11 protein-coding genes and 1 pseudogene are annotated in these 13,231 nt (G+C 68.7%); 5 read left to right on the plus strand and 7 right to left on the minus strand.

All coding sequences use genetic code 11. The features are described from left to right. Positions 1 to 6 precede the first annotated feature (6 nt). Positions 7 to 679: pseudogene (locus AMK26_RS22120) on the plus strand (dienelactone hydrolase family protein). A 33-nt stretch (positions 680 to 712) separates the two neighbouring features. Here AMK26_RS22120 and dnaB read toward each other — a convergent pair. After that, positions 713 to 2,203, minus strand: a complete 1,491-nt coding sequence (gene dnaB / locus AMK26_RS22125; RefSeq protein ID WP_073756467.1) for a replicative DNA helicase — start codon at positions 2,201 to 2,203, stop codon at positions 713 to 715. Between the two features lie 424 nt (positions 2,204 to 2,627). On the opposite strand from dnaB, the gene AMK26_RS22135 reads away from it, so the two are divergent. Beyond that, positions 2,628 to 3,965 carry an MATE family efflux transporter gene (locus tag AMK26_RS22135; protein ID WP_073756468.1) on the plus strand — a complete coding sequence of 446 codons (1,338 nt, stop codon included), beginning with the start codon at positions 2,628 to 2,630 and terminating at the stop codon, positions 3,963 to 3,965. Positions 3,966 to 4,091: 126 nt separating this feature from the next. Here the strand turns inward: AMK26_RS22135 and rplI are convergent, their stop codons facing one another. The 4 genes from rplI to rpsF form a co-directional block, all read right to left on the minus strand. Continuing rightward, entirely contained in the window at positions 4,092 to 4,538 is a 447-nt protein-coding gene (gene rplI / locus AMK26_RS22140; RefSeq protein WP_073756469.1) for a 50S ribosomal protein L9, read from the minus strand. Positions 4,539 to 4,554: 16 nt separating this feature from the next. Next, positions 4,555 to 4,791, minus strand: coding sequence for a 30S ribosomal protein S18 (gene rpsR, locus AMK26_RS22145; RefSeq protein ID WP_005315025.1), 237 nt, complete (start codon positions 4,789 to 4,791; stop codon positions 4,555 to 4,557). A gap of 63 nt (positions 4,792 to 4,854) precedes the next feature. Continuing rightward, a complete protein-coding gene (locus AMK26_RS22150) occupies positions 4,855 to 5,439 on the minus strand; it encodes a single-stranded DNA-binding protein (RefSeq protein ID WP_073756470.1) in 585 nt (194 codons plus the stop codon). 76 nt (positions 5,440 to 5,515) lie between these two features. Beyond that, positions 5,516 to 5,806 (minus strand): 30S ribosomal protein S6, encoded by a 291-nt coding sequence (rpsF, locus tag AMK26_RS22155; RefSeq protein ID WP_004950685.1) that lies wholly within the window; start codon positions 5,804 to 5,806, stop codon positions 5,516 to 5,518. 272 nt (positions 5,807 to 6,078) lie between these two features. Between rpsF and AMK26_RS22160 the strand changes: the two genes are divergently transcribed. The 3 genes from AMK26_RS22160 to AMK26_RS22170 all read left to right on the plus strand — a co-directional run bounded on the left by AMK26_RS22160 (position 6,079) and on the right by AMK26_RS22170 (position 8,717). Further along, entirely contained in the window at positions 6,079 to 6,393 is a 315-nt protein-coding gene (locus tag AMK26_RS22160) for a hypothetical protein (protein ID WP_073756471.1), read from the plus strand. A gap of 109 nt (positions 6,394 to 6,502) precedes the next feature. Further along, positions 6,503 to 7,621 carry a lipid II:glycine glycyltransferase FemX gene (locus AMK26_RS22165; protein WP_073756472.1) on the plus strand — a complete coding sequence of 373 codons (1,119 nt, stop codon included), beginning with the start codon at positions 6,503 to 6,505 and terminating at the stop codon, positions 7,619 to 7,621. Positions 7,622 to 7,685: 64 nt separating this feature from the next. Beyond that, positions 7,686 to 8,717 (plus strand): alanine racemase, encoded by a 1,032-nt coding sequence (locus tag AMK26_RS22170; protein WP_073756473.1) that lies wholly within the window; start codon positions 7,686 to 7,688, stop codon positions 8,715 to 8,717. 9 nt (positions 8,718 to 8,726) lie between these two features. On the opposite strand, the gene AMK26_RS22175 is transcribed toward AMK26_RS22170, so the two are convergent. Continuing rightward, complete coding sequence (locus AMK26_RS22175) at positions 8,727 to 10,214, minus strand: glycosyltransferase family 87 protein (RefSeq protein WP_073756474.1); 1,488 nt, start codon at positions 10,212 to 10,214, stop codon at positions 8,727 to 8,729. A gap of 161 nt (positions 10,215 to 10,375) precedes the next feature. Further along, on the minus strand, positions 10,376 to 13,141 hold the full coding sequence (locus tag AMK26_RS22180) for a transglycosylase domain-containing protein (protein WP_073756475.1): 2,766 nt from the start codon (positions 13,139 to 13,141) through the stop codon (positions 10,376 to 10,378). Positions 13,142 to 13,231 lie beyond the last annotated feature (90 nt).

The raw sequence follows: 13,231 nt of genomic DNA on the forward strand, positions 1-13,231 counted from the left end.
CTGACGATGAGCGGGCACCTCGCGCTCTCCGCCGGTACCGACCGCCGCCCACATTCCTGATCGGGCCCGAGGGCCCGGGCCTGGACGACTTCCAGCGCCGCCGGGCCGACGCCCTCGCCGAACTGGGGTACGTCACGCTGGCCTTCGACCTCCACGGCGGGCACTGGTTCACCGACCCACAGGAGATGCTGGCGCGCGTGACCCCGCTGCTCGCCGACCCCGACAGGATGCGGGGTATCGGCCATGCGGCACTGGATGTGCTGCGTGCCGAACCGCGGACCGACCCCGACCGGATCGCCGCCATCGGCTACGGCACCGGGGGCGCGATCGTGCTGGAACTCGGGCGCGAGGGCGTCAATCTGCGGGCGATCGGGCGGTCAACGCACTGACCACGGGCCGACCGGGCGAGGCGGCACGCATCCGTTGCCCCGTGTGGGCCGGGGTCGGATCGGAGGGCCCGATCATGCCCGCTGAGCAACGGGACGCGTTCACCGCCGAGATGCAGGCCGCGGGCGTCGACTGGCGCCTCGTGGTCTTCGGCGGAGCCCTGCACGCTTTCCACCACCCGCCGGTCGACCAGACCGTGCTCCCCGGCGTCGGCCACCACCGTCAGCACGCGCAGCGGGCCTGGCGAGACATCGTCGACCTGCTCGCCGAGTGCCTGCCCGTAACGCAGTGAATGACACGGAGCCAGAACCGCCAGGCCGGGCGATCAGGTCTGTGCCATGTCCACGAACCGCGAGTAGTGGCCCTGGAAGGCCACGGTGATCGTCGCCGTCGGGCCGTTACGGTGCTTGGCCACGATCAGGTCCGCCTCGCCCGCGCGGGGCGACTCCTTCTCGTACGCGTCCTCGCGGTGCAGCAGGATGACCATGTCCGCGTCCTGCTCGATGGAGCCGGACTCACGGAGGTCCGAGACCATCGGCTTCTTGTCCGTACGCTGCTCGGGGCCACGGTTCAGCTGTGAGAGCGCGATCACCGGAAGCTCCAGCTCCTTGGCCAGCAGCTTCAGGTTTCGCGACATGTCGGAGACCTCCTGCTGCCGGCTCTCGGCGCGCTTGGAGCCACCGGACTGCATCAGCTGGAGGTAGTCGATGACGACCAGCTTCAGGTTGTTCCGCTGCTTGAGCCGACGGCACTTGGCGCGGATCTCCATCATCGACAGGTTCGGGGAGTCGTCGATGTAGAGCGGGGCCTGCGACACATCCGGCATCCGCCGCGCCAGCCTCGTCCAGTCCTCGTCCGTCATCGTGCCGGAACGCATATGGTGCAGCGCCACGCGAGCCTCCGCCGACAGCAGGCGCATCGCGATCTCGTTGCGGCCCATTTCAAGGGAGAAAATGACGCTCGGCAGGTTGTTCTTGATCGACGCCGCGCGGGCGAAGTCCAGCGCCAGCGTCGACTTTCCCATGGCGGGACGGGCCGCGATGACGATCATCTGGCCGGGGTGCAGGCCGTTCGTCAGCGAGTCGAAATCCGTGAAGCCCGTCGGTACGCCGGTCATCTCGCCGCTGCGCGAACCGATCGCCTCGATCTCGTCGAGAGCGCCCTCCATGATGTCGCCGAGCGGCAGGTAGTCCTCGCTCGTGCGCTGCTCGGTGACCGCGTAGATCTCCGCCTGGGCCGAGTTGACGATCTCGTCGACATCGCCGTCGGCGGCGTATCCCATCTGCGTGATCTTGGTGCCGGCCTGGACGAGACGGCGCAGCACCGCACGCTCGTGGACGATCTCCGCGTAGTACGAGGCGTTCGCCGCGGTCGGTACCGACTGGACCAGGGTGTGCAGGTACGACGCGCCGCCGACCCGGTTGATCTCCCCGCGCTTGGTCAGCTCGGCGCCCACCGTGATGGGGTCGGCCGGCTCCCCCTTGGCGTAGAGGTCCAGGATGGCGGTGTAGATGGTCTCGTGGGCCGGCTTGTAGAAGTCGTGGCCCTTGATGATCTCCACGACGTCCGCGATGGCGTCCTTGGAGAGCAGCATGCCGCCGAGCACGGACTGCTCGGCGTCGAGGTCCTGCGGCGGCACCCGCTCGAACCCGCCCGCGCCACTGTCCCAGGGTCCGCTCTCGCTGCCCCGCTCGTGCTGCTCGTCGCGGCCCATACCGCGCCCGCGATTGTCACCGCCGCGCGGACGGGTGACGGGCAGACGGTCACTGGGACCGGTGTCGGCCCAGGGGTCGTCCAAGGGCTCGGGAATGCTCACCGGCCCACCTCCTCCCGTCCGCTCCGCGGACCCTCGCCGTGCCACTCTTTCTACGGCACGACACTGACAAAGCGAGAGGCTCAACCCCGCTTCTGGCGCGTCGAGCGCCGGACCACGGTAGGCCCGCGGGCACCGTCAGCCAATCTGGTTATCCACAGGGCCTGTGGGTGAAGACCCAGATGCTGTGGAGAACCCCGCAGAACCTGTGCACGGAGCGGGGGACAGCCGTGTGGACAAACTCATAGCCCGACCGAGAGACCCCAACTGACCTGGTCTTTTTCCATCCACTGGCTGTGGGGGAGAAAAACTTTCCCGGCTGGGCCAAGATCAGAACAAACGGCGCACACCCCAGCCGCCACCAGGGCGATCGGTAAGGACCAGTTAGCCCTTGCATCTCTTACCTGTGGAAGATTAGATTGCTCCCATGACCCAGGCCCCCGCGCGACCGAAGAGCGAACGACGCCGACACGACCGCGAGATCATCGCGCTCGCCGTCCCGGCCTTCGGAGCGCTCGTCGCCGAGCCGCTTTTCGTGTTGGTCGACAGCGCCATCGTCGGCCACCTCGGCACCCCGCAGCTCGCCGGGCTCGGCATCGCAGCCGCCCTGCTCTCCACCGCCGTGAGCGTCTTCGTCTTCCTCGCCTACGCCACCACCGCGGCCGTCGCCCGCAGGGTAGGCGCCGGTGACCTGCCCTCGGCCATCCGCCAGGGCATGGACGGCATCTGGCTGGCACTGCTCCTGGGTCTGGCCGTCATCGCCTTCACCCTGCCCACGGCACCCTGGCTGGTCGAGGTCTTCGGCGCCTCAGGCACAGCCTCCCCCTACGCCACCACCTACCTGCGCATCTCCAGCCTCGGCATACCGGCGATGCTGATCGTGCTCGCCGCCACCGGCGTCCTCCGCGGCCTGCAGGACACCAGGACCCCCCTGTACGTCGCCATCGCCGGCTTCACCGCCAATGCGGTGCTCAACGTGGCGCTCGTCTACGGTGCCGGGCTCGGCATCGCCGGATCCGCCTGGGGCACGGTGATAGCCCAGTGCGGCATGGCCGCTGCCTACCTCTTCGTGGTCGTACGGGGAGCACGGCGCCACGGCGCATCGCTGCGGCCGGACGCCGCCGGCATACGGGCGAGCGCCCAAGCAGGCGTCCCCCTCCTCATCCGTACGCTCTCACTGCGCGCGATCTTGATGATCGCCACCGCCGTCGCCGCCCGGCTGGGGGACGTCGATGTCGCCGCCCACCAGATCATCCTGTCCCTGTGGAGCCTGATGGCCTTCGCCCTGGACGCCATCGCCATAGCAGGGCAGGCCATCATCGGCCGCTACCTGGGCGCGGGCGACGCCGATGGGGCACGGCGAGCCTGCCGACGTATGGTCGAGTGGGGCATCGCCTCCGGCCTGGTGCTCGGCGCGCTGATCGTCCTGGCCCGGCCACTTTTCATCCCGCTGTTCACCAGCGACCCCACCGTGAAGGACACGCTCCTGCCCGCGCTGCTCGTCGTGGCGCTCTCGCAGCCGATCGCCGGAGTGGTCTTCGTCCTGGACGGTGTGCTGATGGGCGCCGGAGACGGCCCCTATCTGGCGGGCGCGATGGTCGTGACGCTCGCCGTCTTCGCACCGGTCGCCCTGCTGGTGCCCGCACTCGGCGGCGGACTCACGGCCCTGTGGTGGGCGATGGGGCTGATGATGACGGTCCGGATGCTGACGCTCTGGCTGCGCATGCGGTCCGGCCGCTGGGTGGTCACGGGCGCCACACGCTGACCCAAGGGGCATGTTTCACGTGAAACATCACCAAAGGGCACCACAAGCGCAGCAGAAGGACCGCACCCGGAGGTGCGGCCCTTCTGTCACGCGGGACGATCGCTAGGCGATCGCTGAGCGCAGTGCTCAGGCGGCGACGATCTCGACGCCGAGCTTCGCGACGACCTCGGCGTGCAGACGCACGGAGACCTGGTGCGAGCCCAGGGTCTTGATCGGCGAACCGAGCTCGACACGGCGCTTGTCGACCTCGGGGCCACCCGCGGACTTGATCGCCGAAGCGATGTCCGCCGGGGTCACGGAGCCGAAGAGACGGCCGGCGTCGCCGGAGCGAACGGCCAGGCGCACCTTCGTGCCCTCGAGCTGGGCCTTGATCTCGTTGGCCTGCTCGATGGTCGCGATCTCGTGGATCTTGCGGGCGCGGCGGATCTGCGCCACGTCCTTCTCGCCACCCTTGGTCCAGCGGATCGCGAAACCACGCGGGACCAGGTAGTTGCGAGCGTAACCGTCCTTGACGTCGACGACGTCACCGGCGGTGCCGAGGCCGGAGACCTCGTGCTTGAGGATGATCTTCATGTTTCGTCACCCTCCCTTATCGCGCGGTGGACGTGTAGGGCAGCAGCGCCATCTCACGGCTGTTCTTGACGGCCGTGGCGACGTCACGCTGGTGCTGCGTGCAGTTGCCGGTGACGCGGCGGGCACGGATCTTGCCGCGGTCGGAAATGAACTTCCGCAGCATGTTCGTGTCCTTGTAGTCCACGTACGCGGTCTTGTCCTTGCAGAATGCGCAGACCTTCTTCTTCGGCTTGCGCACAGGCGGCTTCGCCATGGTGTATCTCCTGTGTGATCAAGAAGTGGGGTACGAGCCTGAGCCCTCGAAGCCCTGAGGGGCCTAGAAGGGGGGCTCGTCCGAGTAGCCGCCGCCGGCACCACCGGAGCTTCCGCCCCAGCCGCCTCCGCCGCCCTGCGGCTGGCTGCCGCCGGCCGGCGCGCTGGTCGCCCACGGGTCGTCGGCGGGAGCACCGCCGCCACCCTGCTGGCCACCACCCGGGGCACCGCCCCAGTTGCCGCCGCCCTGCTGACCGCCGCCGTAGCCGCCCTGGCCACCGCGGCCGGTGGTCTTGGTGACCTTGGCCGTGGCGTTCTTGAGGCTGGGGCCGACTTCCTCGACGTCCAGCTCGTAGACCGTGCGCTTGACGCCCTCGCGGTCCTCGTACGACCGCTGCTTCAGCCGGCCCTGCACGACGACGCGCATGCCTCGCTGGAGCGACTCGGCGACGTTCTCCGCCGCCTGGCGCCAGACCGAGCAGGTGAGGAACAGGCTCTCGCCGTCCTTCCACTCATTGGTCTGACGGTCGAAGGTGCGGGGAGTGGACGCGACGCGGAACTTCGCGACCGCCGCACCGGACGGGGTGAAGCGCAGCTCGGGGTCGTCGACAAGATTGCCGACGACCGTGATGACGGTCTCGCCTGCCATGGGGAACCTCTCGGCGGGATTGCTTCTGGCTGCTTGCTGCTGCTACTCGAAACCCGATGACCTCTGAGCTAGCTGCTCAGTGGGTCTCGGGACGGAGGACCTTGGTCCGGAGGACCGACTCGTTCAGGTTCATCTGGCGGTCGAGCTCCTTGACGACCGCAGGCTCGGCCTGCAGGTCGATGACCGAGTAGATGCCCTCGGGCTTCTTCTTGATCTCGTAAGCGAGACGACGACGGCCCCAGGTGTCGACCTTCTCGACCTTTCCGTTGCCCTCACGGACGACGGAGAGGAAGTTCTCGATCAGCGGGGAGACAGCGCGCTCCTCGAGATCGGGGTCGAGGATGACCATCACCTCGTAGTGACGCATGTGGAACCCACCTCCTTTGGACTCAGCGGCCACGGTCGTTCCGTGGCAGGAGGGTCGTGATGCGTACGCAACGGTATCGGCCGCCACTGACAATCGTCCTCAGCGAGTGAGGGACCCTGATCAGGACATGGACAGACACCGGTGCAGACCGTCCAGACTACCCGCACACCGGCTTCCGGTTGAAATCCCGTGGCCAGGGGACGCAATCTGTACACATCGGGTGCGTGCGGCGCTACGATGCGCCGCCTTCCGGCACAGCCAGGAGGTACCTCATGGCCCAGGCATTCCACCGTCACCCCACCTCGTCGCTCTTCGCCACGGACGGCAAGCCCCATCCGCTCCAGGACACGCTGATGGCGGTGACCCTGGTACTCGGAGCGCTCGCCTTCATCACGGCCCAGTTCCACCACCTCCACCTGATCAGCTCGTGGGCGGGCCTGGTGGGCATCGTCACCGGCGCCTACGGCCAGTACATCTCCGAGACGACACGGGAGCGCACCCTGCTGATCATCGGTATGGGTGCCTCGGCGATCGGTTTCGGCCTCGGTATGGCACACGGCGGCCTCTTCGGCGGTGTCCTCGGCTAGGCCCTCCTGGCGTACGGCCCATCGGGGCGCTCCCCGGTGCCAGTAGGCTTCGGCGCGAGAGCCGGAGCCCCTGTACCCATGGGGACACACCTGCCGAGGAGCGCCCCGCATGAGCCTGACCCTGAGGACCATCAGCCGAGAGCAGCATCTGGCGTACATCCAGAGCCTGCCTGCGGCGAGTCACTGCCAGGTCCCCGCATGGGCTGATGTGAAGACCGAGTGGCGCTCGGAGAACCTGGGCTGGTTCGACAAGGACGGCCAGTTGGTCGGCGCCGGCCTGGTGCTCTACCGCCAGCTCCCGAAGATCAAGCGGTACCTCGCGTATCTCCCCGAGGGCCCGGTGATCAACTGGTACGCGCCGAACCTGGACGACTGGCTGGAGCCGATGCTGGCGCACCTGAAGCACCAGGGTGCCTTCTCCGTGAAGATGGGCCCGCCGGTCGTCATCCGCCGCTGGGACGCGGCCGCGATCAAGTCCGGCATCCAGGACCCGGACGTCAAGCGCCTGCGTGACGTCGAGGCCTCGCACATCGAGCCGCGCGCCTTCGAGGTGTCCGACCGGCTGCGCAAGATGGGCTGGCAGCAGGGCGAGGACGGCGGCGCCGGCTTCGGTGACGTACAGCCCCGCTATGTCTTCCAGGTACCGCTGGCGAACCGTTCGCTCGACGATGTCCTCAAGGGCTTCAACCAGCTGTGGCGGCGCAACATCAAGAAGGCCGAGAAGGCAGGCGTCGAGGTCGTCCAGGGCGGCTACGAGGACCTCGCCGAGTGGCAGCGGCTGTACGAGATCACGGCCGTGCGCGACCGGTTCCGGCCCCGCCCCCTGTCGTACTTCCAGCGCATGTGGACCGTCCTCAACAACGAGGACCCCAACCGCATGCGGCTGTACTTCGCGCGCCACAACGGCGTGAACCTGTCGGCGGCCACCATGCTCGTGGTCGGCGGCCACGTCTGGTACTCCTACGGCGCCTCGGACAACATCGGCCGTGAGGTCCGGCCCTCGAACGCGATGCAGTGGCGGATGCTGCGCGACGCCTACGCCATGGGCGCGACCGTCTACGACCTCCGTGGCATCTCCGACTCGCTGGACGAGACGGACCACCTCTTCGGCCTGATCCAGTTCAAGGTCGGCACGGGCGGCGAGGCCGTCGAGTACATCGGCGAGTGGGACTTCCCGCTCAACAAGCTGCTGCACAAGGCGCTGGACATCTACATGTCGCGCCGCTGACGCTTCCGTAGTCTCGTACACACCTTTGATACACCGCAGCCATCAGAAAGGTTCCGGGCCGGCCATGGCGCTCTCCCTCTACGTCGACACCGCTCGCTGGCGGGCGCACCAGAAGTCCGTGATCGACCAGTTCCCGGGCCTGGTCCCGGTGTGCAAGGGCAACGGATACGGCTTCGGTCACGAGCGGCTCTCCGACGAGGCGTCCCGCTTCGGGGCCGACATGCTGGCGGTCGGTACGACGTACGAGGCGGCCCGCATCAAGGACTGGTTCAGCGGTGACCTGCTGGTCCTGACGCCGTTCCGGCGGGGCGAGGAGCCGGTTCCGCTGCCGGACCGGGTGATCCGCTCGGTGTCGTCCGTGGACGGCGTCCACGCCCTCGTCGGCGCCCGGGTCGTCATCGAGTGCATGAGCTCGATGAAGCGGCACGGCATCGGCGAGCACGAGCTGGGCCTGCTGCACGCGGCCATCGAGGACGTCCGCCTGGAGGGCTTCGCGCTGCACCTGCCGCTGGACCGCACGGACGGCACCGACGCCGTCGAGGAGGTCATCGGCTGGATGGACCGGCTGCGCGCGGCCCGGCTGCCGCTGCACACCATGTTCGTCAGCCACCTGAAGGCCCAGGAGCAGGCGCGGCTCCAGCAGCAGTTCCCGCAGACCCGGTTCCGGGCCCGCATCGGTACGCGGCTGTGGCTGGGCGACCATGAGGCGACGGAGTACCGGGGCGCGGTCCTGGACGTCACGCGCGTCGCCAAGGGGGACCGTTTCGGCTACCGCCAGCAGAAGGCGGCGTCCGACGGCTGGCTCGTCGTCGTGGCCGGCGGTACCTCGCACGGGGTGGGCCTGGAGGCCCCGAAGGCGATGCACGGCGTGATGCCGCGCGCCAAGGGCGTGGCCCGCGCCGGCCTGGCGACGGTCAACCGCAACCTTTCGCCGTTCGTGTGGGCGGGCAAGCAGCGCTGGTTCGCCGAGCCGCCGCACATGCAGGTGTCGATCCTGTTCGTCCCGTCGGACGCCCAGGAGCCGAAGGTCGGCGACGAGCTGGTCGCCCACCTCCGGCACACCACGACCCAGTTCGACCGCCTGGTCGAGCGCTAGAAACGGCGGTCACTCCCGTACGACGCCCCACTCCACACGCGGTCCCTGGACCGCGTGTGCGGCGTGCTGCGGCGGGTGTGCGGTCTGTCCGAGGACGAAGACGTCCTCGGCGCGGTCCAGGACGCCACCGGACGGGTCGTCCGCCCCGTCGCGCCGTACGCCGTCCCGCTCGGGCAGCAGGATGTCCCGCACGACCATGGCGCACAGGAAGAGCGTCCCGGCCAGGTGCAGGGCGATCGCGAACTGGTAGCCCTCCGTCGGCAGCCCCTGCTTGTTGCCGCTCGTCGTGTACGCCAGGTACATCCAGATCCCGAGGAAGTACATGACCTCGCAGGCCTGCCAGATCAGGAAGTCCCGCCAGCGCGGGCGGGCCAGGGCGGCGAGCGGGATCAGCCACAGCACGTACTGCGGTGAGTAGACCTTGTTGGTGAGGATGAACGCGGCGATCACCAGGAAGGCCAGCTGCGCGAAGCGCGGACGGCGCGGCGCGGTGAGCGCCAGGGCGGCGATCCCCAGGCACGCCAGCCCCATCAGCACGCTCGCGTACGTGTTGACGGCGTCAGGTGTGATGGTCACGCCGGTGCGCTGGGTGATGATCAGCCAGAAGGACCCGAAGTCGATGCCCCGTTCCTCACTGAAGGAGTAGAACTTCTTCCAGCCCTCGGGTGCCAGCAGCATCACCGGCACGTTGACCGCGAGCCATGAGGCGGCCGTGCCCAGCACGGCGACCCCGAACTCCCGCCACCGCCAGGCCCGCCAGCACAGCAACAGCAGCGGCCCGAGCAGCAGGGCCGGGTAGAACTTGGCGGCAGTGGCCAGGCCCAGCAGGACTCCGAAGGCCAGCGCCCGGCCCCGGGACCACATCAGCATGGCGGCGGCGGTCAGCGCGACCGCGAGCAGGTCCCAGTTGATGGTGGCCGTGAGCGCGAAGGCGGGCGCCAGGGCGGCCGGCAGGGCGTCCCAGGGGCGGCTGCGGTGCGTGCGGGCGACGCAGACGGCGAGGACGGCCACGCAGACCATCAGCATGCCCGCGTTGACCATCCAGTACATCTGCTCGCGGTACTGCAGGTCGCCGTCGAAGGGGAGCGTCAGCCAGGACGCGACCTGCATGAAGAGCCCGGTCAGGACCGGGTATTCGAGGTACTCCATGTCGCCGCCGAGGCGGTCGAAGTACGGGATCAGCCCGTCGGCGAAGCCCCGTCCGATGAACAGGTGCGGGATGTCGGAGTAGCAGGCGTGGGTGTACTGCGAGCTGGTGCCGCGGAACCACGCCCAGTTGTAGCAGGGCAGCTTCTGCACCATGCCGAGCGCGAACATCCCGATCGCGACGAGGGCGATCACCCGGACGGGCGTGAGCGCGCTGCCACCCAGCCGTGCCCAGCGGCCGGCGGGGCCACCGATCAGCTCGCTGCCTGCGGCTGCGACCTCGTCCCGCCTGGTCGGGGGCACGACGGGCGGGTCCTGGTGGGCGCGCGTCGTCTTGTGTGGGCTCGGCATGGGGACATCCTGCCGTACGGGGCCATGGGCCGCTGCGGCCTGTGGACAACGCCCTGTGGACAACGCCGAGGGCCGCCGCATCCGGCGTACGCACGCGATGTACGTACCGGATGCGGCGGCCCTCGGACCGCGGCTCTCGGCGGCGGTGGGAACGCCGGGCGCTAGCCCTCCGTCCCGCCGAACCAGCCCCCTGTGCCGCCGCCGTTCCCGTTGCCGTTGGTACCGCCGCCGGTGGGCGCCGACGGACTGGGACTGACGCCGCCGGTGGTGGTGCCGCCGTCGTCCGTACCGCCCGTATCCGCCCCGCCGGTATCGGTCCCGCCGACCTGGCCACCATTCTGGCCACCGTCCTGGCCGCCGTTCTCGTTGTTGCAGTCCCAGTCGAAGGGACCGCACGAGGGCTCCGCCGGCTCCGTGCTCTGCGACTGCGACGGGCTCGGCGACGGGCTCTGGGACGGCGTCTGGGACGGCGTCGGCGTAGGCGTGTCCGAAGGCGTGGGCTCCGGGCTCTTGGCGCCACCGCCGTACACGGTGTCGGCCTCCAGCGCCTCCGGCTCGGGGAACGGGAGGACCTCCGCGCCCTTGAGCGCGGTCGACATGTACTTCTGCCAGATCTCCGACGGGAACGACGAACCGTGGATCTTCTCCTGGCCACCGGTGCCGAACATCTTCAGGAACTTGCGGTTCTTGTTCGCCGCGTTGTCGTCCATCCGGTACATGTCGATGGCGGTGGCCAGCTGCGGCGTGTAGCCGACGAACCAGGCGGACTTGTTGCCGTCGGTGGTACCGGTCTTGCCGGCGACCTGGCGACCCGGGATGGCCGCGTTGTTACCGGTGCCCTCGGGGTCCTCGACGACGTCCCGCAGCACGTCGGTGATGTTGCTGGCGATGGCGGTCGAGAAGGCCTGCTTGGTCTTCACCTCGTGCTTGTAGACGACGTCGCCCTCTTTCTCGACCTTCGTCACCGAGAACGGGTCGCGCTGCTTGCCATTGGCCGCGAAGGTGGCGTAGGCACCGGCCATGCGGATGGCACTGGGGTCGGAGATGCCGATCGAGAAGGACGGCACGTTCGCACCGACCAGGCTCTCCTTGCGCAGACCCGCCGCGATCGCGGTCTGCCTGACCTCTTCGATGCCGACGTCCATGCCCAGCTGCACGAAGGGCGAGTTCGCCGAATGGATCATCGCCTCACGGAGGTTGATGTCCCCGTAGCTCTTGTCACCGTCGTTGACCTGGAGCCACTCTTCGCCGTCCTCGTTGTGCCAGACGGTGCCGTTGTAGTTCTTGATCTGGAGCTTGTTCTTGCCGTTGTAGTACGTCTTGTCGGGGTCGACCGTCCGGCGCTGATCGGGCCCCTGCACGGCCTCGCCGCTGGGGTCCCGTACGCCGTACTCCATCGCCGCGGCCAGCACGAAGGGCTTGAACGTCGAGCCGACCTGGGCACCGGTCTGGTCGGCGTTGTTGGTGAAGTGCTTGGTCGCGTCGGAGCCGCCGTAGATGGCGACGATCGCGCCGCTCTTCGGGTCGACCGAGGCACCGCCGAACTGGACGTGGGTGTCCGTGTCCGGGCGCTTCTTGGGGTCGATGTGTTCGGCCTCGACCTTCTGGACCGCCTCCGCAAGCGCCTTGACCTTGTTCTTGTCGAAGGTCGTGTGGATCTCGTAGCCGCCCAGGGCGAGGTCCTTCGACGTGATGCCCAGGTCGTTGTTGTTGATGAAGTACGCCTTGGCGAGGTCCACCAGGTAGCCGACCTGGCCGCCGAGGCGTGCTTCCTTCTTCGGCTGCACGGGCATCGGGAACTCGGTGTACTTCGCCCGCTCCGCTTGGCCGAGGCGCCCGTCCTTGACCATCTCGTCGAGGATCCACTTCCACCGCAGGGTGGCGGCCTCCGTGTTGGCAGCCGCCGTGGCCTTGGGGTCGATGTCGGGGGAGCCCGCCGGGTCGTAGTAGGTGGCGCCCTTGAGGAGCGTGGCGAGGAAAGCGCACTCGCTGGCGTTCAGGGCGCCGGCGTCCTTCTCGTAGTACGTGCGCGCCGCAGCCTGGATACCGTACGCACCGCGCCCGTAGTACGAGGTGTTCAGGTAGCCGGCCATGACCTCTTTCTTGTCCTCCTCCACACCGGCCTTCAGGGAGATGAACAGTTCCTTGAGCTTGCGGCTCACGGTCTGGCTCTGGTCGTTGAGCATGGCGTTCTTCACGTACTGCTGGGTGATGGTGGAACCACCCTGGGTCTGCTCGCCCATGGCCATGTTGACCATTGCACGGGCGATGCCCATCGGGTCGACGCCCAGGTCCTTCTCGAACGACTTGTTCTCGGCCGAGATCACCGCGTCCTTCATGTCCTGCGGGATCTTGTCGTACGCGAGGATCTGACGGTTGATCTCACCGCCGGTGGCGGCCATCTGGGAGCCGTCCGACCAGTAGTAGACGTTGTTCTGCGCCGTCGCGATCTTGACCGGGTCCGGCACCTCCACCATGGAGTACACGACCGCCGAAGCGCCCAGGACCGAGGCCGCGAACCCCAGGGACAGGCCGGTGACGAGCTTCCAGGACGGCACCCAGCGCCGCCACCCGTACTTGTTGTGGCGCGGGTAGTCGATCAACCGCTTCTTGCCCGGGTTGCCACCCCGGCCGCCCGGGCCACCGTTGTGGCCGCCGCCACCCCGTCGGCCGCCACCGTGTCCGCCGGCCCCGCCGGCGCCCTCGGCACCGCGGCGGCGGCCGCCTCGCTGCGCCGCCCGGCGCGCCTCGGCACGGCTTCCGTACACCCGCTCCTCGCCACCGGCGCCGTAGGGCTCGGAAGGAGATCCTGCACTGGTTCCTCGCGCCTGAGCCGCCCTGCGGCCTGAGGGCTGCTGGGCGGCTCGTCTGGCCGCGGCACGTCCGCCACCCTGCGGCTGCGGCGGTTTGCGACGGTGCTCGCTCATCGAACGACTACTCCTCGGGCAGGCGAGTACGCCTGGAAGCGGCAGCTGAGTTCCGGTCCCCCCGAAATCGATACGGACCAGCCCTGGCTC

The sequence above is a fragment of the Streptomyces sp. CB03234 genome (genome assembly GCF_001905885.1).
Lineage (GTDB): Bacteria > Actinomycetota > Actinomycetes > Streptomycetales > Streptomycetaceae > Streptomyces.